The 23,402-nt window shown below is 56.2% G+C and carries 25 protein-coding genes and 1 tRNA gene; 13 read left to right on the top strand and 13 right to left on the bottom strand.

Annotated elements, in window-relative coordinates:
* Positions 1 to 61: 61 nt before the first annotated feature.
* Genes AC1UKS_RS16385 through AC1UKS_RS16355 form a run of 7 tightly spaced genes read left to right on the top strand, consistent with a single transcriptional unit; the run spans position 62 to position 6,479 of the window.
* Positions 62 to 943 carry a polysaccharide deacetylase family protein gene (locus tag AC1UKS_RS16385; RefSeq protein ID WP_013201094.1) on the top strand — a complete coding sequence of 294 codons (882 nt, stop codon included), beginning with the start codon at positions 62 to 64 and terminating at the stop codon, positions 941 to 943.
* Positions 944 to 973: 30 nt separating this feature from the next.
* A complete protein-coding gene (locus AC1UKS_RS16380) occupies positions 974 to 2,356 on the top strand; it encodes an MFS transporter (RefSeq protein WP_482434568.1) in 1,383 nt (460 codons plus the stop codon).
* Positions 2,357 to 2,359: 3 nt separating this feature from the next.
* The gene (locus AC1UKS_RS16375; protein ID WP_482434566.1) at positions 2,360 to 3,133 is read left to right on the top strand and encodes an SDR family NAD(P)-dependent oxidoreductase; all 774 of its coding nucleotides are present in this window, start codon (positions 2,360 to 2,362) and stop codon (positions 3,131 to 3,133) included.
* A gap of 11 nt (positions 3,134 to 3,144) precedes the next feature.
* Entirely contained in the window at positions 3,145 to 3,891 is a 747-nt protein-coding gene (locus AC1UKS_RS16370) for an SDR family NAD(P)-dependent oxidoreductase (protein WP_482437017.1), read from the top strand.
* 15 nt (positions 3,892 to 3,906) lie between these two features.
* A complete protein-coding gene (locus tag AC1UKS_RS16365) occupies positions 3,907 to 4,203 on the top strand; it encodes a hypothetical protein (RefSeq protein WP_265909937.1) in 297 nt (98 codons plus the stop codon).
* A 3-nt stretch (positions 4,204 to 4,206) separates the two neighbouring features.
* Positions 4,207 to 5,286 carry a CobW family GTP-binding protein gene (locus tag AC1UKS_RS16360; protein WP_482434564.1) on the top strand — a complete coding sequence of 360 codons (1,080 nt, stop codon included), beginning with the start codon at positions 4,207 to 4,209 and terminating at the stop codon, positions 5,284 to 5,286.
* A complete protein-coding gene (locus tag AC1UKS_RS16355) occupies positions 5,286 to 6,479 on the top strand; it encodes an ABC transporter substrate-binding protein (RefSeq protein ID WP_482434562.1) in 1,194 nt (397 codons plus the stop codon). The genes AC1UKS_RS16360 and AC1UKS_RS16355 overlap by 1 nt, the downstream gene beginning before the upstream one ends.
* Here AC1UKS_RS16355 and AC1UKS_RS16350 read toward each other — a convergent pair.
* The 5 genes from AC1UKS_RS16350 to tesA form a co-directional block, all read right to left on the bottom strand.
* A complete protein-coding gene (locus AC1UKS_RS16350; protein WP_053141911.1) occupies positions 6,448 to 6,915 on the bottom strand; it encodes an NfeD family protein in 468 nt (155 codons plus the stop codon). The genes AC1UKS_RS16355 and AC1UKS_RS16350 overlap by 32 nt on opposite strands.
* Positions 6,912 to 7,829, bottom strand: coding sequence for an SPFH domain-containing protein (locus AC1UKS_RS16345; protein WP_013201102.1), 918 nt, complete (start codon positions 7,827 to 7,829; stop codon positions 6,912 to 6,914). The genes AC1UKS_RS16350 and AC1UKS_RS16345 overlap by 4 nt, the downstream gene beginning before the upstream one ends.
* Before the next feature lie 97 nt (positions 7,830 to 7,926).
* Positions 7,927 to 8,784: a co-chaperone YbbN gene (locus AC1UKS_RS16340; RefSeq protein WP_455863969.1), complete on the bottom strand. Its 858-nt coding sequence runs from the start codon at positions 8,782 to 8,784 to the stop codon at positions 7,927 to 7,929.
* Positions 8,785 to 8,861: 77 nt separating this feature from the next.
* Entirely contained in the window at positions 8,862 to 9,635 is a 774-nt protein-coding gene (locus tag AC1UKS_RS16335) for an SDR family oxidoreductase (RefSeq protein WP_482434560.1), read from the bottom strand.
* Positions 9,636 to 9,666: 31 nt separating this feature from the next.
* The gene (gene tesA / locus AC1UKS_RS16330) at positions 9,667 to 10,290 is read right to left on the bottom strand and encodes a multifunctional acyl-CoA thioesterase I/protease I/lysophospholipase L1 (RefSeq protein WP_482434558.1); all 624 of its coding nucleotides are present in this window, start codon (positions 10,288 to 10,290) and stop codon (positions 9,667 to 9,669) included.
* Between tesA and ybbA the strand changes: the two genes are divergently transcribed.
* From ybbA to AC1UKS_RS16315, 3 genes are all read left to right on the top strand, one after another.
* Positions 10,261 to 10,947, top strand: a complete 687-nt coding sequence (gene ybbA, locus AC1UKS_RS16325; RefSeq protein WP_265909943.1) for a putative ABC transporter ATP-binding protein YbbA — start codon at positions 10,261 to 10,263, stop codon at positions 10,945 to 10,947. The two genes, tesA and ybbA, sit on opposite strands and share 30 nt — an antisense overlap.
* The gene (ybbP, locus tag AC1UKS_RS16320) at positions 10,944 to 13,361 is read left to right on the top strand and encodes a putative ABC transporter permease subunit YbbP (RefSeq protein WP_482434556.1); all 2,418 of its coding nucleotides are present in this window, start codon (positions 10,944 to 10,946) and stop codon (positions 13,359 to 13,361) included. The genes ybbA and ybbP overlap by 4 nt, the downstream gene beginning before the upstream one ends.
* Before the next feature lie 157 nt (positions 13,362 to 13,518).
* Positions 13,519 to 14,172 (top strand): acyl-homoserine-lactone synthase, encoded by a 654-nt coding sequence (locus tag AC1UKS_RS16315; protein WP_053141919.1) that lies wholly within the window; start codon positions 13,519 to 13,521, stop codon positions 14,170 to 14,172.
* Here the strand turns inward: AC1UKS_RS16315 and AC1UKS_RS16310 are convergent.
* From AC1UKS_RS16310 to ppiB, 5 genes are all read right to left on the bottom strand, one after another.
* Positions 14,140 to 14,883 carry a helix-turn-helix transcriptional regulator gene (locus tag AC1UKS_RS16310; protein ID WP_482434554.1) on the bottom strand — a complete coding sequence of 248 codons (744 nt, stop codon included), beginning with the start codon at positions 14,881 to 14,883 and terminating at the stop codon, positions 14,140 to 14,142. The genes AC1UKS_RS16315 and AC1UKS_RS16310 overlap by 33 nt on opposite strands.
* A gap of 452 nt (positions 14,884 to 15,335) precedes the next feature.
* Positions 15,336 to 16,406, bottom strand: coding sequence for a 5-(carboxyamino)imidazole ribonucleotide synthase (gene purK / locus AC1UKS_RS16305; protein ID WP_482434552.1), 1,071 nt, complete (start codon positions 16,404 to 16,406; stop codon positions 15,336 to 15,338).
* Positions 16,403 to 16,912 (bottom strand): 5-(carboxyamino)imidazole ribonucleotide mutase, encoded by a 510-nt coding sequence (purE, locus tag AC1UKS_RS16300; RefSeq protein ID WP_053141923.1) that lies wholly within the window; start codon positions 16,910 to 16,912, stop codon positions 16,403 to 16,405. Before purE ends, purK begins: the two co-directional genes overlap by 4 nt.
* Before the next feature lie 147 nt (positions 16,913 to 17,059).
* Positions 17,060 to 17,785: a UDP-2,3-diacylglucosamine diphosphatase gene (lpxH, locus tag AC1UKS_RS16295; RefSeq protein WP_482434550.1), complete on the bottom strand. Its 726-nt coding sequence runs from the start codon at positions 17,783 to 17,785 to the stop codon at positions 17,060 to 17,062.
* On the bottom strand, positions 17,785 to 18,279 hold the full coding sequence (gene ppiB / locus AC1UKS_RS16290) for a peptidylprolyl isomerase B (protein ID WP_013201152.1): 495 nt from the start codon (positions 18,277 to 18,279) through the stop codon (positions 17,785 to 17,787). The genes lpxH and ppiB overlap by 1 nt, the downstream gene beginning before the upstream one ends.
* Before the next feature lie 233 nt (positions 18,280 to 18,512).
* On the opposite strand from ppiB, the gene cysS reads away from it, so the two are divergent.
* On the top strand, positions 18,513 to 19,901 hold the full coding sequence (gene cysS / locus AC1UKS_RS16285; RefSeq protein WP_482434548.1) for a cysteine--tRNA ligase: 1,389 nt from the start codon (positions 18,513 to 18,515) through the stop codon (positions 19,899 to 19,901).
* A 67-nt stretch (positions 19,902 to 19,968) separates the two neighbouring features.
* Positions 19,969 to 21,057 (top strand): AAA family ATPase, encoded by a 1,089-nt coding sequence (locus tag AC1UKS_RS16280; protein ID WP_482434546.1) that lies wholly within the window; start codon positions 19,969 to 19,971, stop codon positions 21,055 to 21,057.
* Between the two features lie 37 nt (positions 21,058 to 21,094).
* Here AC1UKS_RS16280 and ybcJ read toward each other — a convergent pair whose 3' ends face one another.
* Both ybcJ and folD read right to left on the bottom strand, forming a co-directional pair.
* On the bottom strand, positions 21,095 to 21,307 hold the full coding sequence (gene ybcJ, locus AC1UKS_RS16275) for a ribosome-associated protein YbcJ (RefSeq protein ID WP_482434544.1): 213 nt from the start codon (positions 21,305 to 21,307) through the stop codon (positions 21,095 to 21,097).
* On the bottom strand, positions 21,307 to 22,173 hold the full coding sequence (gene folD, locus AC1UKS_RS16270) for a bifunctional methylenetetrahydrofolate dehydrogenase/methenyltetrahydrofolate cyclohydrolase FolD (RefSeq protein ID WP_013201156.1): 867 nt from the start codon (positions 22,171 to 22,173) through the stop codon (positions 21,307 to 21,309). The genes ybcJ and folD overlap by 1 nt, the downstream gene beginning before the upstream one ends.
* Positions 22,174 to 22,356: 183 nt before the next feature.
* Between folD and AC1UKS_RS16265 the strand changes: the two genes are divergently transcribed.
* A tRNA-Arg gene (locus AC1UKS_RS16265) sits at positions 22,357 to 22,433 on the top strand.
* A gap of 93 nt (positions 22,434 to 22,526) precedes the next feature.
* On the opposite strand, the gene AC1UKS_RS16260 is transcribed toward AC1UKS_RS16265, so the two are convergent.
* Positions 22,527 to 23,258, bottom strand: a complete 732-nt coding sequence (locus AC1UKS_RS16260) for a carbonic anhydrase (protein WP_482434543.1) — start codon at positions 23,256 to 23,258, stop codon at positions 22,527 to 22,529.
* Positions 23,259 to 23,402: the final 144 nt, after the last annotated feature.

The following is a 23,402-nucleotide window of genomic DNA, read 5'->3' as shown; positions in this document are numbered from 1 at the left end:
GGCGACAAAGTGAGCGGGTGTTGGACTGGCTCCAATGCCGCCCTGATGAGGAAAGTAAAAGATGGCCAAAGAAATCCTGTGCGCGTTTGGTGTCGATGTGGATGCCGTTGCCGGCTGGTTGGGATCGTACGGCGGTGAAGATTCTCCCGACGATATCTCACGCGGCATGTTCGCCGGTGAAGTGGGCGCGCCGCGTCTGCTGAAGATGTTTGCCGAACATCAGTTAAAAACCACGTGGTTTATTCCCGGCCACTCAATCGAAACCTTCCCGGAGCAGATGCAGGCCGTGGCTGACGCGGGCCATGAAATTGGTATTCACGGCTACAGCCATGAAAACCCGATCGCCATGACCCCGGCGCAGGAAGAAGCCATTCTCGATCGCAGTATCGAGCTGGTCAGTAAACTGGCCGGCAAGCGCCCGACCGGCTATGTCGCGCCATGGTGGGAATTCAGCAACGTCACCAACGAACTGTTGCTGAAAAAAGGCATCAAGTATGACCACAGCCTGATGCATAACGACTTCCATCCCTATTACGTTCGCGTCGGCGACAGCTGGACCAAGATTGATTACAGCAAACACCCTGACAGCTGGATGAAACCGCTGGAGCGCGGCGTGGAAACCGATTTGGTGGAGATCCCGGCCAACTGGTACCTCGACGATCTGCCGCCGATGATGTTTATCAAAAAATCCCCTAACAGCCATGGCTTCGTTAACCCGCGCCATCTGGAAGAGATGTGGCGTGACCAGTTTGACTGGGTCTATCGCGAAAACGACTTCGCGGTGTTCACCATGACCATTCACCCGGACGTGTCAGGTCGCCCACAGGTGCTGCTGATGCTCGAGCGCCTGATCAAATACATTCAAAGCCATGAAGGCGTGCGTTTTGTCACCTTCGACGAAATCGCTGATGATCACCTGAAGCGCAATCCGCGCAAGGGTTAAGCCCATTACCTTTTGATGAGTGAGCGCACTATGAGCCTGTTTAAACGTCCCTCTGTAAATGGCTGGCTTCCACAGCAGTTGAGCATCAAAGATGTGAAGTTTGCTACCTGGATTGCCTTTTTTGCCTGGGTGTTCGCGGTCTATGACTTCATTTTATTCGGCACTTTGCTGCCGGCGATTGGCGGCCACTTCGGCTGGAGTGAAGTGGAGCAGGCTGAAATTGCCACCTGGGTGGCGGTTGGCGGCGCAGTGATTGCGCTGGCGATTGGTCCGCTGGTGGATCGACTGGGACGTCGAATGGGCATCGTGATTACCGTCGGTGGGGCCGCGCTCTGTTCGCTGCTGACCGCCATCGGCGGGGCGTGGGGGAAAGGTGCGCTCACCGCCATTCGTTCAGTGGCTGGCCTCGGTTATGCCGAGCAGACGGTTAACGCCACCTATCTGTCCGAGCTGTATGCGGCGATTGACGATCCAAAATTGAACAAGCGTAAAGGCTTTATCTACAGCCTGGTGCAGGGCGGCTGGCCAGTCGGCGCGCTGGTGGCGTCGGCGCTCACCGCGATTTTGATGCCGATTATCGGCTGGCAGGGCAGCTTTATCTTTGCCGCCGTCCCGTCTCTGGTGATTGCGGTGATGGCGTTAAAACTGAAAGAGACGCCGCAGTTTCAGGTTCATCAGCATATCAAACAGCTGCGGGCCGCCGGCAATGAAACCGATGCGCGTCAGGTGGCGCAGGACTATGACATGCCGTACGAAGAGCAGCAGAAGTCCGGCCTCGCGGCGGCGTTTCGCGGCACTTCCTTGCGGGCAACGCTGGTGTTAGGCGGCGCGGTGTTGCTGAACTGGTTTGCGATTCAGATCTTCAGCGTGCTGGGCACCACGGTGATCACCAAAACGCATGCCGTGTCCTTCGATAACTCGCTGCTGATCCTGATTATGTCCAATCTGGTGGGTTACTGCGGCTATCTGGCGCACGGCTGGTTAGGCGATCGTTTTGGTCGTCGCAACACCATCGCCGTAGGCTGGATGCTGGGCGGCGTGGCCTTCGCCGGCATGCTGTTCTGCCCGGATAACTTTGCCATCATCGTGGCGCTGTACAGCGTTGGCCTGTTCTTCCTGATTGGCCCTTACGCTGCCGCGCTGTTCTTTATCAGCGAAAGCTTCCCCACCGCTATACGCGCCACCGCGGGTGCGCTGATTGGTGCGATGGGTCCGGTTGGCGCCATTATCGCTGGCGTCGGCACCACCTCAATCCTCAGCAACGGCGGTCACTGGCAGGAGGCGGCCTTATGGTTTGGCGCGCTGCCGTGCTTTATCTCAGGAATGATCATTCTGCTGGCACGCCATGTGCCGGAAAAAGCGGCTGCAGCGCAGAACGCAGCGCATAACGGCACTATTCAGATTCAGGAGTGAACTGTGACTACGACGCAAACAACTCGGGTTGCGCTGATCAGCGGCGCAGCGAGTGGCATCGGGCTGGCACTGGCAAAAGCCTATGCCCAGCGTGGCGTGAAGGTGGTTGGCGGGTTTTATCCCGCCGATCCACATGACCCGAAACGCGCCGCCGCAGACGTGGAGGCGCTGGGAGGCGACGCACTTTGGCTGCCGCTGGATGTGGCGGAAACGGAATCGGTTAATGCGTTTGTCGCCGCAGCAATCGCCCATTTTGGCCGCATTGATTATGTCGTTGCCAATGCGGGCGTGCTGCGCCGCGCGCCGATTGAAGAGATGAGCGACCATCGCTGGAATGAGATGCTGAATGTCGATCTGACCGGCGTGATGCGTTGCTTCCGCGCGACGGCGCCATACCTTGGTGAGGGCGCCAGCCTGGTAGCGGTGTCATCCATCGCCGGCGGCGTTTATGGCTGGCAGGATCATGCCCATTACGCGGCGGCCAAAGCTGGCATTCCCGGCATTTGTCGCTCAATGGCAGTGGAACTTGCGCCTAAAGGCGTGCGCTGTAACGCGGTGATCCCAGGACTGATTGAAACCCCGCAGTCATTGGATAAAGAGAACTCGCTGGGACCAGAGGGGCTGGCGAAAGCCTCACGGGTGATCCCGTTAGGGCGTCCCGGCCGCGCTGATGAAGTGGCTAACCTGATCAGTTTTCTGACCAGCGATGCCAGTAGCTATCTCACCGGACAGAGTCTGATTATCGATGGTGGCCTGACCGTGCGCTGGCCCGACTGAAGGAGACAATGATGCAACTGGAACAGAAAAGAGCGGTGATCACCGGTGCTGCCAGCGGGATTGGCCTGGCCATCGCCAGCCTGTTTGCCCGCGAAGGTGCGCGGCTGGTGCTCACCGATCGTCATGCAGATAACCTGCAAAACGCGGTTGCGGCCTGCCGTGAACGGGGGGCTGAATGCTTCGGCGTGGTGGCGGACGTCGGCCAGGTGGCGGGTGCGCAGTTGGGGGTTGATGCCTGTGTCGAACAGTTCGGTGGCATCGATATTTTGGTCAACAACGCCGGGATGCTTAGCCAGGCGCGCTGCACGGATATCAGCCTCGAGATGTGGGACGAGATGATGGCGGTCGATCTTCGCAGCGTATTTCTCGCTTCACAACGCGCGCTGCCATGGATGCTTGCGCAGAAATGGGGGCGCATTATCAACGTGGCGTCACAGCTGGGCATCAAGGGCGGGGCTGAGCTTTGCCACTATGCCACCGCCAAAGCGGGTGTGATTGGCTTTACCAAATCGCTGGCGCTGGAAGTTTCCGCGCAGAACGTGCTGGTGAATGCCATCGCGCCAGGCCCGATCGAAACGCCGCTGATTGATGGCCTGAACAGTGAGTGGAAGAAAGCCAAAGCCGCCGAACTGCCTTTAGGCCGTTTTGGCCGGGCAGAGGAGATTGCGCCGGTGGCGCTGCTGCTGGCAAGTGAACCCGGCGGCAACCTGTTTGTCGGGCAGACCCTTGGGCCGAACGCCGGCGACGTCATGCCCTGAAACAAGGAGCGCAACATGTGCGGCGTATGTGGTTTATTGGATAGCGGCCCGCAGTGGAGCGATCCGCTGCAAAATACCTTGCCGCGCCGACAGCTGCGGCTGCAGCAAATGGCGATGTTAAACCATGCGCTGGCCCCTTTCCGCCTTAAGCTGACGGATTTTCACACCAGTTGGGTGCTGGCCAGCCCGACCGGGCAGCAGGTGATCGTTAACAGCCTGGAGCAAATCTGGCAGGAAGCGGAAGCGCTGTTAAGGCGTCCGCTGGATCCGCTGGATGATGACTGGCTGGATGCACTGGAACAGACGAGGTAGCAAATGCAGGATGGGCAGAAGATCCCGGTTCACGTGCTGAGTGGCTTCCTGGGCAGCGGTAAAACCACCCTGCTCAAAAGCTGGCTGGGCGAACAGGCGCTGGCAGACGTTGCGCTGCTGGTTAACGAGTTTGGTGAGGTGGGCATCGATCATCTGCTGTTGGGCGAAGTTGCGCCGGATACGGTGTTACTGCCCAGCGGATGCGTCTGCTGCCAGGTGCGGGGAGAACTTAAGCAGGCGCTGCTGGATCTGAGCGAACGGCGTGAGCGCGGACAGCTGCCGCCGTTCAAAAAGGTGATCCTTGAAACCACCGGGCTGGCCGATCCCTCGCCAATCCTCTCTACCTTGCTGCACGATCGTCAGCTGCAGTATCACTTTGCGCAGGGCGTGCTGGTGACGCTGGTCGATGCTGAGCACGGCTGGCAGCAGGCACAAAACCAGCCGGAATGGCTGGCGCAGGTTACGGCGGCAGATAAGCTGGCGGTGAGTAAAGGCGATCGGGTGAGCACGGCGCAACGGCATCAGCTGGAAGCGTATCTTCAGCAGCTCAACCCGCTGGCCGAAATTGCTGAAACCACCACCTTTCTGCATCAGGCTGATACGCTGTTCGAAGCCGCTATCAGCGAGGGCAGTGCTCAGCAGCGTTTTCGCTGGCTGGGCAATCTGGCGGCTGAAAAGATCGGTGTCATCAGCAGCGAACCGGCCCCGGCAACGGCAGCCCTCAAGGCCGACGCTACCGCGGTCGCCCGCCTCGGCATCCATCATCCGCAAACGGAAACCTGCGTTATCACCCTGACCGAGAAGTTTAACTGGGCGGCCTTTGCGGTCTGGTTGTCGATGCTATTACACTGTCATGGCAGTGCGATACTGCGGATGAAAGGCATCTTACAGGTCCAGGAGAGCAGCACGCCGGTGGTGATCCACGGCGTTCAGCACAGCCTGCATCCACCGGTTCATCTGACAGACTGGCCGGGCGAGCTGGAAAGCTCCCAGCTGGTATTTATTCTCCGGGGCCTTAGCGCCTCGCGGTTGCAGAGCGCCTTTCTGCGTTTTCAGCAGCCCTTTTTAATCGGTGATAAGTAATGAACTCCGCGGCCGTGGCGACCAATCAAATCACTCTGCGCGTACTGGGTACGTCGGTCACCCTGCTTGAGCGCCTTCGCCTGCGCGCCGAACAGGATTTAGGCATCAAAATTGTCTACCTGCTACGCAGCGTGGAAGATGCTCAGCGCATCGCGGTGATGGAACCCGAAAGCTACGATCTTTACGATCAGTGGTTCCACAATATCGATTTTGTCTGGCCAGCCCGCGCCATTCAGCCGCTGGAAATCAGCCGACTGACATACTGGAATGAGATCAACGCGCTGCCGAAGCAGGGTACCCTGATCCCCGGTGGCAGGTTGGGCGACGGCAGCGTACCGGTCAACCGTCTGTACGTGCAGCACGACGGCAGCCTTGGCGGCCAGCCGACTGACCTGATCAGCATGCTGCCGTTGACGCATAATGCCGACAGTTTTGCCTACCATGCCGACCGGCTTCCCGCCGCGTTAAGCCGCGAAGAGGAGAGCTGGGGCTGGTTATTACATCCGGCTTTTTCGGGCCAGGCGGTGTTACAGGATGATGCGGCCATGGGCGCGCTGGATGCGGTGCTGGCAGTACAGGGCGCCGGACTGGGCGAGTTCAACAACGTCGGCAATCTGACGCTGGAGGAGATTGATAGCCTGACCGGCGTGCTGGCAGGATTACAGCGTCAGGGACATTTCGCCGCCTTCTGGTCGACTCAGGATGAGGCCTGTGCGCTGATTGAGAATCAGCAGGTCGGCGTGCAAAGCCTGTGGGCACCCACCTATTTTCGCCACCATTTCCGTCAGAGCGGCTACAAGCTGGCGACGCCAAAAGAAGGTTACCGCGCCTGGTACGGCGGCATGTCGCTGTCGCGCTGCGCGACGGGGAAAATTAAGGATGCGGCCTACGCCTACCTCAACTGGTGGCAGTCGGGCTGGCCTGGCGCCATTATGGCCCGTCAGGGCTATTACATTTCCAATCCGCAACGCACGCGTGAGCATTTGTCGGCAGCGGAATGGGATTTCTGGTATGGCGGAAAACCGGCCAGTGACGTGTTGCCTGACGCTTCAGGCCAACCGCTGATCGCCAAAGGCGAAATCCGCGATGGCGGCAGCTACGAACAGCGGATGAGCCATATTGGCGTCTGGAACTCCGTGATGGATGAACATAACTATCTGGTCAGACGCTGGCAGGACTTCCTGCGCGCCTGATGATTTTCAGCGTAACCCCTTCCACGGCAACCACCGTGACCGGGGTGCCCGCCGGGAAGTTCTCAGCCGCCTGCACACGCCAGCCGCTGTCGCCAATGCGCACATGGCCAAAACCATCGACCAGCGTTTCGTCCAGCGTCAGTTCGCGGCCAATCAGCTGAATGCCGCGCTGATTAAGCGAAGAGGGCGGCTGCTGGCGATCTTTGCCTTTCAGCCAGCGATACCACCACAGCGCCGAAAGCACCGTTAACAGCGCAAAGCTGACGCCCTGCCATTCCCATGGCAGCGGCACCAGCCACACCAGCAGGCTGACCAGCAGGGCTGCGACACCGCTCCACAGCAGGTAGCCGCTGGCACCCAGCATTTCCGCCGCCAGCAGCACGCCACCGACCGACAGCCACAGCCACCAGGGGGTCGCTAACAGCTCGGTGATCATTTCACACCTCGTTCCTTTTTGCTCTCGCCCATCAACTCGGCAATCCCCGCAATGGAACCCATCAGGCTGCTGGCTTCCAGCGGCATCATCACGATTTTGCTGCTGTTGGAAGAACCAATTTTTTGCAGCGCATCGGTGTACTTCTGCGCCACGAAGTAGTTGATGGCCTGAATGTCGCCGGCGGCAATCGCTTCAGAAACCATTTTGGTGGCAATCGCTTCCGCTTCCGCGCTACGTTCGCGGGCTTCAGCCTGCAGGAAGGCCGACTGCCGTTCACCTTCGGCTTTCAGAATTTGTGATTGCTTCTCGCCTTCAGCCCGCAGGATCGCGGCCTGACGCACCCCTTCGGCTTCAAGAATACCGGCACGCTTGGTACGTTCGGCCTTCATCTGGGCATTCATCGAGGCGATTAGTTCAACCGGCGGCCGCACGTCACGGATTTCAATACGGGTGATTTTCACGCCCCACGGATTGGTCGCTTCATCGACAATCCGCAGCAAGCGGGTATTGATGTTATCGCGCTGTGACAACATCTCATCCAGATCCATCGAACCCAGTACCGTACGCATATTGGTCATGGTCAGATTGACGATCGCCAGCTCAAGATTACGCACTTCATAGGCAGCACGCGGCGCATCCACCACCTGAGTAAAACAGACCGCATCAATGGTGACGCTGGCGTTATCTTTAGAGATGATTTCCTGCGAGGGGATATCCAGCACCTGTTCCATCATGCTGATCTTACGACCGACACGATCCATAAACGGCACCAGAAGATTCAGGCCAGGTTGCAGGGTTTTGGTATAGCGGCCGAAGCGCTCCACCGTCCACTGGTAACCCTGTGGAACGATTTTAATGCCTGACCAGACAATAATGAGGGCCAGAACAATAATGACAGGAATGACTGTAAGCATATAACCTCCGGATTGTTGTTACCTGGGTCGACTCATTCGGCCCAACCCCATCATCATTCAGCCTGCCTGTGCAGCAGGCTGAACGGTTCCGGGCGGATCAGTACAGCAAAGAGTAGAGCTGCCTGCGGTATTTCGCCGCCAGGGCATCGCCCGTTCCCAGCGCGGCCAGGATCTCTTGCAGCATTTTGCGCGCCTGACCATTGGCCGCGCCCAAATCTGTCTTCAGATGGCTAAACAGCAGCTCAAGCGCCTCTTCATTTCGCCCCACCTGATGCAGTTGCAGCGCCAGTTTGGTCGCCAGCTCAGCATTTTCAGGTTCCGCTTCCAGCTGTTGTTGCAGCTGTTGGATCTCCGGCGTATCTGCCGCCTGCTTCAGCAGGTCGATCTGCGCCATCAAACCCTGATAACGGGTATCTTTGTCCTGCAACGGCACGACGCTCAGCACCTGCTCAGCTTCTTCGCTGCGGTTTAAGGCAATCAGCGCTTCTGCCAGCAGGAAGCCCATTTCACTGTTCTGATTACTCAGCTGCCAGGCGTCTTTCAATAGCGGCAGGGCATCCAGCACTTTGCCTTCATCCATTAACTGCATGCCTTCCTGCGCCTTCAGTTCTTCCGGCTTTGGCAGCACTTTTTCCAACAGCGCGCGGATCGCTTCTTCCGGCTGCGGTCCCTGGAAGCCATCAACCGGCTGGCCATTCTGGAACAGATAAACGGTCGGAATAGAGCGCAGACCAAACTGCTGAGCGACAGCCGGTTCGGCGTCACAATCCAGCTCGGCGAGGATGAACTGACCGGCATACTCCTGCGCAAGGCGCTCCAGCACCGGTGACAGTTCCTGGCAATGCTGGCTGCGGGCAGACCAGAAGTAAAACAGTACCGGCACCTGCATCGACTGTTCTAGCGTCTGTTGCAGGTTGGTTTCGTTAATCGTAACAATTGCAGCTTGTGGTGACATGAATTTGTCTCTTTGTCCGGGTTTCTTACTTTATTGGGGCGCAGCGCGGTGCTTCAAGGCTTATCGTCACGATCCGGCTATTTACCACGCAAAATGCGATCCAGCATCCAGCCGGGCAGTAAACGTCGCAACAGGCTCATACCATGGGCGACAACGGTCACCGGGTAGCGCAGGCGCGGATGCTTACTCTCTAAAGCATGGCGCAACTTCGGCAAAATTGCTTCGGGTGGCAGCGTGAAACGGGCCGCAATTCCGGGGTTCTTCACCGGTTTATCTGACTGCCCCTGGCTGACGTTATCGGTAAAGCGGGTCTTAATCGGACCCGGTTCAATCAGACTGACGCGAATGCCGCTGTCGTGCAGCTCCATCCGCAGCGCATCGGACCAGGCTTCCAGCGCATATTTACTGGCGGCATAGGTGCCGCGACCGGGTGTGGAAATTAGCCCTAATACTGAACTGGTATTCACAATCCGGGCCTGGCCACTGGCGCGCAATGCCGGCAAAAGTAGGGTGGTCAGCTGGTGGGTGCCAAACAGATTGGTGGCGAACTGCTGCTCCATCTGCTGGCGCGAAATGGATTCCAGCGGGCCATACACGCCGTAGCCGCCGTTATTAAACAGGCCGAACACGCGCCCTTCACTGAGGGTGAGGATTTCTGCGGCGGCGCGCTCAACGCTCTCGCTATCGTTCAAATCGAGCTGAATGCCGGTAAAGCCCAGTTCATTCATCCGCGCCACGTCTGCCGGCTTACGACAGGCCGCATAAATGTGATAGCCACGACGCAGTAAATCGTTGGCGGCGACCAGACCAATCCCGCTGGAACAGCCGGTTATTACTATGATTTTTTGCATAACTTTACCTGTGAGCCGTCTGCAAACCCCGTTACTCATGCTTAACTAGTGGAGCCAGTTCTTTGGCCATCAGCCCGGCAATAAACGGCTGGGCATCGGGATTGGGGTGGATCCCATCTTGCTGCATCCATTCTGGTTTCAGGTACACCTGTTCCATAAAGAAAGGCACCAGCGGGATGGCATTTTCTTTTGCCAGCTTCGGGTAAATGTCACTGAACGATGCGGTATAGCGGCGGCCATAATTGGCCGGCAGACGGATTTGCATCAGCAACGGCTGTGCGTTTGCCGCTTTTACCTGAGCAATAATTTTACTCAAGTCCTGCTCAATGCTTTGCGGTGGGAAGCCCCGTAAACCGTCGTTTCCTCCCAGTTCAATCAGCACCCAACGCGGTTGATGCTGCTTTAGCAGCGAGGGCAGGCGGGCAAGCCCCTGCGTGGCGGTGTCGCCGCTTATGCTACCGTTAATGATAGTGGGCGATTTCTGCCATTTATCATTGAGTAACGCGGGCCATGCCGTGGTGGCGGACATCCGGTAACCGGCGCTTAAACTATCGCCCAGCACTAACAGCGTATCTGCCGCCGTCGCGCGCAGCGACATCAGGGCCAATAATAACAGGAAAGCGTAATGCCAGCGGAAAACATTCTTGAAGTTCATCGTCTTAGTAAGTCCGTCGGTCAGGGTGAGCATCAGCTTTCCATCCTTACCGGAGTTGAGCTGGTTGTCAAACCGGCTGAGACCATCGCGTTGATTGGCGAGTCGGGTTCCGGTAAGTCGACTCTGCTGGGCATTCTGGCCGGGCTGGATGACGGGTCTGAAGGTGAAGTCTTTCTGCTGGGCTCGCCGCTGCACGAAATGGATGAGGAGCAACGCGCTGAACTGCGGGCCAAAAGCGTCGGCTTTGTTTTCCAGTCGTTCATGTTGGTTCCGACGCTAAACGCGTTAGAAAACGTGCAGCTACCGGCGTTGCTGCGCGGCGAGAGCGATCGTCAAAGTCGCGAACAGGCGCAGGCATTACTGGCTCAGCTTGGGCTGGCAGAGCGCCTGACACATCTGCCCTCGCAGCTGTCCGGTGGCGAGCAGCAACGCGTGGCGCTGGCCCGCGCCTTTAACGGCAAACCGGCGCTGCTATTTGCCGATGAGCCCACCGGCAACCTGGATCGTAAAACCGGCGATCGCATTGCCGACCTGCTGTTTTCACTTAACCGCGACCTTGCCACCACGCTGATTCTGGTCACCCACGATGAACAGCTCGCCGCCCGCTGCGACCGGCGCTTACGCGTGCGCGACGGTAAGCTGTGGGAGGAAGCATGATCTGGCGGTGGTTCTGGCGTGAATGGAAATCGCCCTCGCTGCTGATTGTCTGGCTGGCCCTGACGCTGGCGGTGGCCTGCGTGCTGGCGCTGGGGTCACTCAGCGATCGCATGGAAAAAGGCCTGACCCAGCAAAGCCGCGATTTTATGGCCGGCGACCGGACGCTGCAAAGCGCGCGGGAAGTGCCGCAGGCCTGGCTGGCTGAAGCGAAAAAAGAGGGGTTACAGGTCGGACGCCAGCTGACGTTCATGACCATGACCTTTGCCGCCGACACGCCGCAGCTGGCGTCGGTTAAAGCGGTCGACGATCTCTATCCGATGTTTGGCACGCTGGCAACGGAACCTGCGGGGCTGAAGCCTGCGGCCGGCACCGTGCTTGCCGCGCCGCGTCTGCTGGCGTTGCTCAACCTGAAATCTGGCGCAAATCTGGACGTCGGCGATACCACGTTACGGGTGGCGGGTGAGGTGGTTCAGGAGCCGGATGCGGGTTTTAACCCGTTCCAGACGGCGCCACGGCTGCTGATGAATCTGGCCGACGTCGGCAAAACCGGGGCGATCCAGCCGGGGAGCCGCGTCACCTGGCGTTATAAGTTTGCAGGCAACCCTGAGCAGCTCAGCCGGTACGATCGCTATATCACCGCGCAGATCAAACCCGATCAGCGCTGGATCAGCGTGGAAAATTCGGAAGATGCGCTGGGCAAGTCGATGATGCGTGCCCAGCAGTTCCTGCTGCTGTCGGCATTGCTGACGCTGATGCTGGCGATTGCCGCCGTGGCCGTGGCCATGAGCCATTACTGCAAGAGTCGTTACGATCTGGTCGCGGTGCTGAAAACCCTCGGTGCCAATCGGGCCGCGTTAAGGAAGCTGATTGTCGGGCAATGGCTGGCCGTACTGCTGCTGGCAGCGGTATGCGGCGGGGCGATCGGCATGGGCTTTGAAGTGCTGCTGCTGCGGATGTTGAAGCCGGTGCTGCCGGGTGAACTGCCCGCCGCCAGCGCCTGGCCGTGGCTGTGGGCCATCGGTTCGCTGTTTATCATCTCGCTGCTGGTGGGCCTTCGTCCTTATCGCCTGCTGCTGGCGACTCAGCCGTTGCGGGTACTGCGACGTGATGTCGTGGCCGATGTCTGGCCGCTGAAGTTCTATTTGCCAGCCATGGCGTTGGTGGTGATTGCGCTGCTGGCGTTGTTGGTGGGCGGAAGCAAATTACTGTGGGCGCTGGTCGGCGGCATCATCCTGTTGTCTGCACTGCTGGGGGCGATTGGCTGGGGCGGATTAATGCTGCTCCGCCGTCTTAGCGTGCGTAATCTGGCATTCAGGCTGGCGATCAACCGACTGTTACGTCAGCCCTGGACCACGCTGAGCCAGCTGGCGGCTTTCTCGCTGTCCTTTATGCTGCTGGCTCTGCTGCTGGTGATGCGCGGGGATTTGCTGGACCGTTGGCAGCAACAGCTTCCTCCGGGCAGCCCAAACTATTTCCTGCTTAATCTCACCCGGGATCAGGTGCCTCAGGTGAAAACCTTCCTTGAGAAGAATCACGTTGAGCCGCAAACCTTCTATCCAGTTGCCCGCGTACGGCTGACTGGCATCAACCAGAAGCCCGCCGATCCGGCGCTGGATAACGCCTTAAACCGCGAGCTGAATCTGACCTGGCAGGAACAGCTGCCGGATCATAATCCGCTGACGGCAGGAAGCTGGCCGCCGAAAAAAGGCGAGGTGTCGATGGAAGAGGCACTGGCCGGACGGTTGGGCGTGAAGCTGGGGGATACGCTAACTTTTACCGGCGATACGCAGGAGTTCTCGGCCAAAATCACCAGCCTGCGCAAGGTCGACTGGGAGAGCCTGAAGCCGAACTTCTTCTTTATCTTCCCGCCTGGTGCACTGGACGATCAGCCGCAAACCTGGCTGACCAGCTTCCGTCTGGAAGGCAATAATGCCTTGCTGGCTCAGCTCAACCGGGAATTTCCTACCCTGAGCCTGCTGGATATCGGCAGCATCCTGCGCCAGATCAGTCAGGTGCTGGCTCAGGTCAGCCAGGCGCTGGAAATCATGGTGATCCTGGTGACCGCCTGCGGCGTATTGCTGCTGCTGGCGCAGGTTCAGGTCGGCATGCGTCAGCGCAGGCAGGAGCTGGTGGTCTATCGCACGTTGGGTGCCAGCAAAAAACTGCTGCGCGGGACGCTGTGGAGCGAGTTTGCCCTGTTAGGTGCCGTTTCCGGTCTGGCTGCCGCCATTGGCGCCGAGGCCGCCTTGTGGGGACTGCAGCGTAAAGTCTTCGACTTCCCGTGGGAGCCTGACTTTATGCTGTGGGTTGCACTGCCGCTGACCGGTGCGGTGCTGCTGTCGGTGTGCGGTGGCTGGCTTGGCGTGCGGTTGCTGAAAGGCAAGGCGCTGTTCAGAAGCTATAACGCAGACTAAAAAAAACAGGCCGGAACGCTCCGGCCTGCTTCATTTCTTCCCCCGCCATCCTCATCGTTTTTCGCCTTGCGACTCACATCCTCCTCGGATAGTGCTTTGTGACAGGTTAATATTGCAGGTATTATTAGCGCAAAATTTAGCTAAGGATGGAGTAAGTATGCTGCACCTGCTTGATGTGAAATATAATTTCCTGTCTGAATTAAAATCTCAGGAGCTGTTTTCTCTCCGTAAAAAAGTGTTCAAGGATCGTCTTAACTGGATGGTCAATACTGAAAATAATATGGAGTCGGATCAATACGATAATCCGCGAACCACCTATATTTTCGGCATTTATAAAGAGTCCTGTATTTGCAGTCTGCGCTTTATTGAAATTAAATACCCGAATATGATCACCGGCACCTTTAAATCCTGGTTTAAAAATATTGATCTACCGCAAGGTAATTATGTCGAAGCCAGCCGTTTATTTATCGATAAGGATCAGGTTCAGGCGAAAGAGCTTAAGCAGCAGCCCGTCAGCGCGTTACTTTTTCTCTCGATGATCAATTATGCCCGGCATTATGGTTACGAAGGGATTTACGCCATTGTCAGCCATCCGATGTACCTGATATTTAAAAAGTCGGGCTGGAAGGTGTCGGTGGTGGAACAGGCAATGTCAGAAAAGCAGGAGAATATCTATCTGATTTTTATGCCGGTTGATGCGGCGAACCAGTCAACGCTGATGGCGCTGGTGAAAGCGAAGGTTCCCGCATTACGCTGCGAACTGGATAGCTGGCCGCTGTCATTCCCCGTCAGGAAGCACCGGACGGATTAGGTTCAGCTCTATCCCCAGACGGATGGCGTGTTTGGCATTGGTTACGCCCAGCTTCTTCACCGCATTGCCGATATGGTATTTCACCGTGGTGAGTTTGATCCCAAGGATCAGGGCGATTTCCTGATAGGATTTGCCGACGCTGGCCCAGTAAATGATCTCGTTTTCGCGGCTGGTGAACAGTTCGCGGGTGTTCATCTCTTCGAAATCGGCTTTTCTGGACTGCTCCTGATAAAGCTGCGTCAGCTTTTCATGCGTGGTGATCAATAACATCTGCAATTTATCTTTGTTAAGCTGAATCAGCTCTTCAATATTATCGTCGCAGTGTTTATCCAGCATAATCGACAGCACCACCAGATTATTATTATGGTCATGCAGCACAAAGGTATAACCGTTAATAATGTCGTGGTTTCTTGCCATATCAAACAGCTTGGGTACCTTGACGCCTTTATTCAGCATCAGGTTTTCATCCCAGGAGAAAGGCGTCATACGGTAAAGAGCGGTAATCAACACCGGATCGATAAACTGGAAGTTGTTCTCGATATAAACTTTAAACCACTCCTGCCGGTTAGAGATAATGGAGAAATCCGCAGGATTCCTTTTACTCATAATGGCATAGGCGTATTTAATGTTATTGAACTGAACCAGCTTCCTTTCCAGATATTCTTTGATTGACGTATTAATAGCCTGATTATCAAAAAATAATTTAGCCATGTCATTATCTCCCTGGGAAAATATTTCTTCCATAGTTAATACAGAATTTTATCATAACTCCAAACATTCGCCTAACCCCGGCGCGCAACGGATCGGGGGAAAAGCACTGCTAGATAAAGTCGGGGAAGTCGGCGGAAAAATCAGGCGTTTTGAAGTCAGACTGGCAGAGAAGGGCGGGGCGGTAAGGGTGAACCAGATCGCATCAGTGGTATCGTAAAGGTGAATATTATTTACCTTTTTATACATAACAAGTTTGGTACTGGTTCCCTTGGTGTTGGCAAATTAAATCTAATGTACTAATAATAAAGAATATTTATATTTTTGTTCGCCAATACAATACGTTTTTTGCCAGGTAATTGATAGCCATACTTAAGTACAGTTAAGGACTGTCCTTTTGCAGCTCGGGCAGGAAAATCGTCCGTTTGTCCGACGTTCCTGCCAGATTTTTCCTATCAGCCCTGCAATTTCTTAACCGCCCAGGCGATGCCGCTGGCATATTCGGTAGGTAACTGCGGCACCAGCGCCGCAATAGCGGCCTGCAACGCCGGTTTGCTCACATCCGACAGGTTCAGGTGACCGACTTTACGGCCGGGACGAACCTCTTTTTCGTACCAGTGCAGGTGCACCAGCGGCTGATTCAGCCAGTCCAGATTCACGGCGGTGCCAATCAGGTTAACCATCACCGACGGCGTGCTGACCACCGGCGTCGGCAAAGGCAGATCGAGGATCGCCCGCAGATGCAGTTCAAACTGGCTGATGGACGCGCCGTTCTGCGTCCAGTGCCCGCTGTTGTGAACGCGTGGCGCCAGTTCGTTAATCAGCAGGCCTTCCGGCACCACAAAGCACTCCATCGCCATCACGCCGACGTACTTCAGCTCATGCATAATGGCTGACAGCATGGTTTCGGCCTGCTTCTGCAAGGCTGCGTCAGGATCCGGGAAGGCAACGCTGGTGCGCAGAATGCCGTCCTCATGCAGGTTATGGGTCAACGGATAGAAAACGGTGCTGCCATCATGGCCGCGCGCGCCCACCAGCGACACTTCGCCAGAGAAGTTGATGCCCTGCTCAACGATACATTCACCGTAGCAATCGGCTGGCAACGAATCCGTTTCCGTCGCGCGCAGACGCCACTGACCACGGCCGTCATAACCGCCGGTGCGGCGCTTAACGATGGCCAGTTCACCGAGGGTGTTGAACACCTGCGGCCACTCTGCGGCATCCGCCAGCAGCTGCCAGGGCGCGGTGGCCAGACCCAGCTGGTCCAGTAACTGCTTCTGCGTCAGGCGATCGGCCAGACGCGGGAAAATATCGCGGTTGACGAAAGCGTTGTGGTTCGCCAGTTCGCGCGTCAGGGCGGTTTCCGGCCAGCGTTCGATTTCCGCAGTGATCACGCTTTGTTGGATCGGCAGCGCTTCCGGCTCGGCATCTAATCCTACCGGATAGACGGCGATGCCCAGCGGCTCGCCAGCCTGACGTAACATGCGGCCCAGCTGACCATTTCCTAATACGCAGACCGGCTTCATGCTTCCTCCCGCGGATCTGGGTTATTCAGCACTTCATCGGTCTGTGCCTGACGCCACGCTGCCAGCCGTGAACGCAGTTCTGCATCGTGGGTGGCCAGAATCTGCGCCGCCAGCAGCGCCGCATTGGCCGCACCGGCTTTACCAATCGCCAGCGTGCCAACCGGAATACCGCGTGGCATCTGCACGATTGAGTAAAGGCTGTCCACGCCGCTCAGCGCTGCACTCTGTACCGGCACGCCCAGCACCGGCACCAGCGTTTTCGCCGCAATCATGCCCGGAAGATGCGCCGCGCCGCCAGCGCCAGCAATGATCACCTGAATGCCATTATCCGCAGCCTGCTCAGCGAAGCTGAACAGCTTGTCCGGGGTGCGGTGCGCCGAAACGACTTCGCACTGGAAGGGCACTGCCAGAGTCGTGAGGATTTCGGCGGCAAATTGCATGGTTGCCCAGTCACTTTTGGAACCCATGACAATAGCGATGCGGGCCTGCGCGGCGTTGGATGACATGCGGGTCTGACTCCTGTGATTGTACATACGTCACCTGAAAGCCGTTTGGGCGGTCAGATGGGAAGGGCAAAGAGGATAGCATGACTCGGCATCAAGGAAAACGTTTGCCCAGGCATGAAACGGGCATTTGCGGGATTTTTTTAGGGCTCAGAACGGGAAGGAAATCAGGGTGGTTTCGTCTTCGCTAACGCGGATCATTGAACCTTCGTGATGCCAGGCACCCAGCACCAGTCTCTCGGCAGGCTGGCCATTGACCTCAAGCTGATGAATCGCCGGGCGATGCGTATGGCCGTGGATCAGATACTGCACCTGGTGAAGGGTCATCGCGGCTTTTACGGCCTCATCATTCACATCCATGATGGTAACGTCTTTGCTGCTGTTCGCCTGTTTACTGCCTGCGCGCATCTTCAACGCAATCCGCTGGCGGACAAATAAAGGAAGGGCAAGGAACAGCCATTGCAGCCAGGGTTGATGCACTTTTTTGCGGAAGCGTTGATAGCCTTGATCGTCGGTACAGAGCGTGTCGCCGTGCATGATCAGTATGCGTTTACCGTAAAGTTCCGGCACCTGTTCTTCCGGCAGTAACGTCATGCCGCTGGCGCGGGCAAAGCGTTTGCCAACCAGGAAGTCGCGGTTGCCGTGAATAAAGTAGCAGGGGATCCCTTGTTGCTTCAGGGTCAGCAGTGCGGCCGCGATCTCAGCATGAAGCGGGTCAGGATCGTCATCGCCAATCCAGGCTTCAAACAGGTCACCGAGAATATACAGTGCATCGGCATGGAACGCATCACGGCGTAAAAAAGCAAGAAAACCGGCAGTAATTGCCGGTTCTTCTGCGCACAGATGTAAATCTGCGATAAAAAGCGTGTGAGGCATTATTCGCTGACGGTGACTTTCTGGATCACAACGTCTTCTTTAGGAACGTCCTGGTGCATACCGCTACGGCCAGTGGCGACCGCTTTGATTTTCTCAACCACGTCCATGCCTTCAACCACTTCAGCAAACACACAGTAACCCCAGCCCTGCAGGCTTTCGTCACGGAAGTTCAGGAAGTCGTTGTCTGCCACGTTAATGAAGAACTGAGCGGTTGCTGAGTGAGGCGCCTGAGTACGGGCCATTGCCAGCGTACCCTTGGTGTTTTTCAGGCCGTTGCTGGCTTCGTTCTGGATTTCTTCTTTGGTGTCTTTCTGCTTCATGCCCGGCTCGAAGCCGCCGCCCTGAACCATAAAGCCATTGATGACACGGTGGAAAATCGTGTTGTCGTAGAAACCTTCACGGCAATAATCCAGGAAGTTAGCTACGGTAGCTGGCGCTTTGTCATCAAAGGTTTTGATAACGATATCGCCATGATTTGTCTGGAAAGTGACCATGTTCTCATCCTGTAAAGGTTGGAAGTGTGAATGGTAGAGCAGCACCGGCAGCACGAGGGCGCCAGTACGCAATTAATAGACGGCTTTTATATCACAAAATGTGATGACGAGTCAGCATCAGTGCATAAACGGCACGGGGCATAACCTTGCTTTGCGTGGCGCTTCCGTTAACAATACGTCAGAATAAGCCTTTTACTGGTTTTAACCCGCACACGTCAAAACGGAATGTCTCAATGCTAAAGATTTTTAATACCCTGAGTCGTCAAAAAGAGGAATTCAAACCTATTCATGCAGGTAAGATCGGCATGTACGTGTGCGGCATTACCGTTTACGACCTGTGTCATATTGGCCACGGCAGAACCTTTGTGGCGTTTGACGTGGTAGCTCGTTATCTGCGTTATCTCGGCTATTCGCTCAATTATGTCCGCAATATCACCGATATTGACGACAAGATTATCAAGCGCGCCAATGAAAATGGCGAAACCGTTGAGGTGCTGACCAACCGGATGATCGGCGAGATGCATAAGGATTTTGCCGCGCTGAATATCCTGCCACCGGATCAGGAACCGCGCGCCACTCGCCATATCAGCGAGATCATTGAGATCGTCAGCAAATTGATCGATCGCGAGCACGCGTACGTTGCCAGCAACGGCGATGTGATGTTCTCGGTGCCGAGCGATCCGCAATACGGTTTACTGTCCCGTCAAGATCTTGAGCAGCTACAGGCGGGCGCACGCGTGGAAGTTGAGCAGGACGTGAAGCGCAATCCGATGGACTTCGTGCTATGGAAAATGTCGAAAGCCAACGAGCCAAGCTGGTCTTCTCCGTGGGGCGAAGGCCGTCCTGGCTGGCACATCGAGTGTTCCGCGATGAACTGCAAACAGCTGGGCGAGCATTTTGATATCCACGGTGGCGGATCGGATCTGATGTTCCCGCACCATGAGAACGAGATAGCGCAATCGACCTGTGCACACGAAGGTCCCTATGTGAACTACTGGATGCACTCCGGCATGGTGATGATCGACCGTGAGAAGATGTCCAAATCATTGAATAACTTCTTTACCGTGCGCGATGTGTTGCAGCACTTCGATGCAGAAACGGTGCGTTGCTTCCTGATGTCAGGCCACTATCGCAGCCAGCTGAACTACGGCGAAGATAACCTGAAGCAGGCACGTTCGGCGCTGGAGCGTCTTTATACCGCCATCCGCAATACCGACAGCAGCGCTGAGCCTGCCGGCGGCGAGGTGTTTGAAACGCGCTTCCGCGAAGCGATGGACGACGATTTCAACACCCCGGAAGCCTATTCCGCGCTGTTTGATATGGCGCGTGAAGTGAACCGCCTGAAAGCGGAAGATATGTCGGCGGCTAACGGCCTGGCAGCTAAACTTCGCGAGCTGGCTGGCGTTCTGGGCCTGCTGGAGCAGGACCCGGAACTGTTCCTGCAAAACGGTGCGCAGAGCAACGACGATAAAGTGGCTGAAATCGAAGCGTTGATCAGACAGCGTCTGGATGCGCGTCGTGAGAAGAACTGGGCGCAGGCGGATATGGCGCGCGACAAGCTGGTGGCGATGGGCATCGTGCTGGAAGACGGCCCGCAGGGTACCAGCTGGCGTCGCAAGTAATCGGATGATGCGGCAGTCAACACCGTAAGGGGCGAAAGCCCCTTTTTGCTATCTGCAGGAGGCGTTTATGACCATTAAGCAACTCTCTCTGGCGGGATTCCGCTCCATTCGCGATGTCGAACTGCCGCTCTCGCAGCTGAATGTGATCAGCGGACCGAACGGCTGTGGCAAATCGAACCTGTATAAAGCCGTGCGGCTGCTGCATGAAGCGGCGAGCGGGCGATTATCGGCCGCGCTGGCGGAAGAGGGAGGTATCCAGAAAACGATGTGGGCAGGGGCGCCGAAACGGGGTGAAAACAAGCGCAACGGCAAACGTATGGTGCTGGGCGTGGAAATGGAGGATTACGCCTATCAGCTGGAAATTGGTTTTCCCGAGCCGTTAATCAGCCTGTTTAATCTCGATCCGTTGGTCAAAGCCGAACACATCTGGTTATCCGGCCAGCGTCGTCGCCCGTCCTCGCTGTTGTTGGAACGCAAAAATCAGGCGGCCTTCCTGAATAATATTCAGGGCGAGCGGATAGCCTACCCAGCCTCCTTACATGAAGAGGAGTCGGTTTTTTCGCAACTGTCCGATCCTCATCTTTATCCGGAAGTCTCGCAGGTGCGCGAAAATATGCGCAAATGGCGCTTCTATCATGAATTTGCCGTCTGGCCCGGATCGCCGATCCGCGCGCCACAAGTCGGCATCCGCGCACCGGTACTGGCGCATGACGGCCATAATCTGGCCGCAGCGTTTGAAACCTTGCGCGAGCGTGGGCATACCGAGTTGCTGTATTCGGTGCTGGCGGAAGCCTTTCCGGGCAGTGAATTTTTTGTGGAAGAGCAGGGGGGCCGTTTTCAGATGCTGATGCGACGTGAAGGCATTCTGCGTCCACTTGATGCGGCAGAGCTGTCCGATGGTACGCTACGTTTTTTGTGTTTGGTGGTGGCGTTGCTCAGCCCCAGGCCGCCAACCTTTATGGCGATTAATGAACCGGAGAACAGTCTGCACCCGGATTTACTGCCCGCGCTGGCGTTATTAATTGCGGAGGCCAGCCGTTACAGCCAGATTTGGGTCACCAGCCACTCGCCGCGACTGGCTGAGCAGATTGGCAGGCATTGTGATGTTCGCCATTATCAGCTGGCGCAAAAGGAAGGGGAAACGGTGGTGCTGTAGGATTAAGAGCCCCACCAGCGCGGCGGGGCAGCAGGCGTTATTCGACGACTGAGATGCTGTTACCTTCAAACACCACGGTCTGACCGCTGACAATCTTGCAGCGTTTACGGGTTTCCACCACGCCATCAACGGTGACATGGCCTTCGGCGATCAGCGCTTTGGCGCGTGCGCCGCTTTCTACTAAACCTTCCAGCTTCAGCAGATCGCACAGGTCGACGTGCGGGTGTTTACCTAAAGAGAAAGTGGCCATTATTCTACTGCTCCATCATCAAAAGTTTCGCAGGCGTACAGCGTATTCTGAATCAGTGTTGCCACGGTCATTGGGCCTACGCCGCCTGGTACTGGGGTAATATAAGAAGCGCGCTCTGAGGCGGCGTCGAAGTCGACATCTCCCACCACTTTGCCGCTCTCGAGGCGGTTAATCCCCACATCAATGACTACCGCGCCCGGTTTGATCCAGTCGCCCGGAATAAAGCCCGGTTTGCCCACCGCAACCACCAGCAGATCGGCATGTTCCACATGGTGGCGCAGATCTTTGGTGAAGCGGTGAGTGACGGTGGTGGTGCAACCGGCCAGCAGCAGCTCCATGCTCATCGGACGTCCGACGATATTGGACGCGCCCACCACCACGGCATTCATGCCGAAGGTATCGATGTTGTAGCGTTCGAGCAGGGTAACGATGCCGCGAGGCGTACAGGGGCGCAGCTTAGGCGCACGCTGGCACAGGCGACCCACGTTATACGGATGGAAACCATCCACGTCTTTCGACGGAGAAATGCTTTCCAGCACCTTCACGTTATCGATGCCGGCCGGTAAAGGCAGCTGAACCAGGATCCCGTCGATTTCGCCATCGTGATTCAGGGTGTCGATCAGCTCAAGCAGCTCGGCTTCGCTGGTGGAGGCGGGCAGATCGTAAGAGCGGGAGAGGAAACCCACTTCTTCACAGGCACGGCGTTTGCTGCCGACATAAATCTGCGAGGCCGGGTTCTCACCGACCAGAACGACAGCCAGGCCCGGGACGCGTTTTCCAGCGGCCAGACGCTGCTGTACTTTTACCGCAACCTCTTGTCGCACCTGCTGCGCAATCGTTTTACCGTCAATAATCTTTGCTACCATCAGAGAGGGGATCCATCTGTGTTGAGTTAATACGGGGATTGGCGCCTATTTTGTCAGAAGCGGGCGCTGCTGTCAGGCACAGTTTCAAGGCAGACTGTTCAATAGTGCAGCAACAGAGCACTTCAGCCCGATAAATCGTTGACTCAGCAGGTGCGCACCGTATAATTCGACGCAGTTCACAATGCGCCCTTAGCTCAGTTGGATAGAGCACCGGCCTTCTAAGCCGTAGGTCACAGGTTCGAATCCTGTAGGGCGTACCATTCTCTCTTCTGCTTATCTCTCTACAACCTTCCTTCACTTTAATTCAGTTAATAGCACTTCTTAAATGTTCACTCCGGTTCTGCAACAGCAATTTATTCAACGATCATCCGCCCGTTCAATGGCTGGACAGGACGGTTATTGTGTTGCCCCAGTGCACGTTGAAATTTAGCCAACTGATCGGCCGATAATTGCACGCTATTTTTCATGACTATCCAGCGCAATCCTTCAGTGCAGGGTGGGGTGGTCAGCGAGCCACTAAAGCGGTAATAATGTCGGTCTGTTGGGAACAGCGGAGTGAGATCAAAAGATGCGGATACCGGCACCGCCTCGTTTTTCTCTGCGGGCATATTGTTGAGAATAGGGTTGAGCGCAGCATTTTCATTGCCGACGTCAAACATGACGGCTACCACGGCAATCTCACCTGTATCACTGGTGTGAACAAAGTGCACCTCAAGCGGATAGTGTTTGCCATTAATCACATTTTCACTTGGCGTGTGGAAGTGATATTGGCGTAACGTGAAAGTTTCATTATCCAGTTGGAAATCGTCGCCATCATTGACGGTTACCTGAATAGTATGGCCATTATTCACTACGCTCTCAGCGGCATTATGCACCACCAGATTTAAAGGCGGTATGTCTGCGTCAAGCACCCCGCTGATGTCGACAGGAGACTGGAATTTACCCGTCTTACAGGTGCTGAATGTATCGCTAAGCGCCCCCCATTCTGCTGGGCCAGCTTTCCCTTCATAACTCCAGTGTGGTGTTGTTTCAGCCAGAGCAGAAAGAGAACAGATTAAAAGTGAAGCGATAAGTATCTTTTTCATATTTATTCCAGAATGTGAATAAGTATAAGGCAGAGTGATGAGGTGTAAACTGAATGATGCATTACTGAGGGGGGGATTATCATGATTAATGTCAATAGAACGTGAAGCAGTGCGAATACATTTTCTAACCGAAACGTATTAGAA

It is taken from the genome of Erwinia sp. AK-PDG3-5, assembly GCF_056821705.1.
Note: the sequence above shows the minus strand (reverse complement) of the source record. Positions and strands in the feature narration are given on the sequence as shown.

What these genes read in the sequence shown, in the direction of transcription:
- AC1UKS_RS16385 (WP_013201094.1), top strand. Translation starts at nt 62, where the DNA reads ATGGCCAAAGAAATCCTGTGCGCGTTTGGTGTCGATGTGGATGCCGTT.
- AC1UKS_RS16380 (WP_482434568.1), top strand. Translation starts at nt 974, where the DNA reads ATGAGCCTGTTTAAACGTCCCTCTGTAAATGGCTGGCTTCCACAGCAG.
- AC1UKS_RS16370 (WP_482437017.1), top strand. Translation starts at nt 3,145, where the DNA reads ATGCAACTGGAACAGAAAAGAGCGGTGATCACCGGTGCTGCCAGCGGG.
- AC1UKS_RS16365 (WP_265909937.1), top strand. Translation starts at nt 3,907, where the DNA reads ATGTGCGGCGTATGTGGTTTATTGGATAGCGGCCCGCAGTGGAGCGAT.
- AC1UKS_RS16360 (WP_482434564.1), top strand. Translation starts at nt 4,207, where the DNA reads ATGCAGGATGGGCAGAAGATCCCGGTTCACGTGCTGAGTGGCTTCCTG.
- AC1UKS_RS16355 (WP_482434562.1), top strand. Translation starts at nt 5,286, where the DNA reads ATGAACTCCGCGGCCGTGGCGACCAATCAAATCACTCTGCGCGTACTG.
- AC1UKS_RS16350 (WP_053141911.1), bottom strand. Translation starts at nt 6,915, where the DNA reads ATGATCACCGAGCTGTTAGCGACCCCCTGGTGGCTGTGGCTGTCGGTC.
- AC1UKS_RS16345 (WP_013201102.1), bottom strand. Translation starts at nt 7,829, where the DNA reads ATGCTTACAGTCATTCCTGTCATTATTGTTCTGGCCCTCATTATTGTC.
- AC1UKS_RS16340 (WP_455863969.1), bottom strand. Translation starts at nt 8,784, where the DNA reads ATGTCACCACAAGCTGCAATTGTTACGATTAACGAAACCAACCTGCAA.
- AC1UKS_RS16335 (WP_482434560.1), bottom strand. Translation starts at nt 9,635, where the DNA reads ATGCAAAAAATCATAGTAATAACCGGCTGTTCCAGCGGGATTGGTCTG.
- ybbA (WP_265909943.1), top strand. Translation starts at nt 10,261, where the DNA reads ATGCCAGCGGAAAACATTCTTGAAGTTCATCGTCTTAGTAAGTCCGTC.
- tesA (WP_482434558.1), bottom strand. Translation starts at nt 10,290, where the DNA reads ATGAACTTCAAGAATGTTTTCCGCTGGCATTACGCTTTCCTGTTATTA.
- ybbP (WP_482434556.1), top strand. Translation starts at nt 10,944, where the DNA reads ATGATCTGGCGGTGGTTCTGGCGTGAATGGAAATCGCCCTCGCTGCTG.
- AC1UKS_RS16315 (WP_053141919.1), top strand. Translation starts at nt 13,519, where the DNA reads ATGCTGCACCTGCTTGATGTGAAATATAATTTCCTGTCTGAATTAAAA.
- AC1UKS_RS16310 (WP_482434554.1), bottom strand. Translation starts at nt 14,883, where the DNA reads ATGGCTAAATTATTTTTTGATAATCAGGCTATTAATACGTCAATCAAA.
- purK (WP_482434552.1), bottom strand. Translation starts at nt 16,406, where the DNA reads ATGAAGCCGGTCTGCGTATTAGGAAATGGTCAGCTGGGCCGCATGTTA.
- purE (WP_053141923.1), bottom strand. Translation starts at nt 16,912, where the DNA reads ATGTCATCCAACGCCGCGCAGGCCCGCATCGCTATTGTCATGGGTTCC.
- lpxH (WP_482434550.1), bottom strand. Translation starts at nt 17,785, where the DNA reads ATGCCTCACACGCTTTTTATCGCAGATTTACATCTGTGCGCAGAAGAA.
- ppiB (WP_013201152.1), bottom strand. Translation starts at nt 18,279, where the DNA reads ATGGTCACTTTCCAGACAAATCATGGCGATATCGTTATCAAAACCTTT.
- cysS (WP_482434548.1), top strand. Translation starts at nt 18,513, where the DNA reads ATGCTAAAGATTTTTAATACCCTGAGTCGTCAAAAAGAGGAATTCAAA.
- AC1UKS_RS16280 (WP_482434546.1), top strand. Translation starts at nt 19,969, where the DNA reads ATGACCATTAAGCAACTCTCTCTGGCGGGATTCCGCTCCATTCGCGAT.
- ybcJ (WP_482434544.1), bottom strand. Translation starts at nt 21,307, where the DNA reads ATGGCCACTTTCTCTTTAGGTAAACACCCGCACGTCGACCTGTGCGAT.
- folD (WP_013201156.1), bottom strand. Translation starts at nt 22,173, where the DNA reads ATGGTAGCAAAGATTATTGACGGTAAAACGATTGCGCAGCAGGTGCGA.
- AC1UKS_RS16260 (WP_482434543.1), bottom strand. Translation starts at nt 23,258, where the DNA reads ATGAAAAAGATACTTATCGCTTCACTTTTAATCTGTTCTCTTTCTGCT.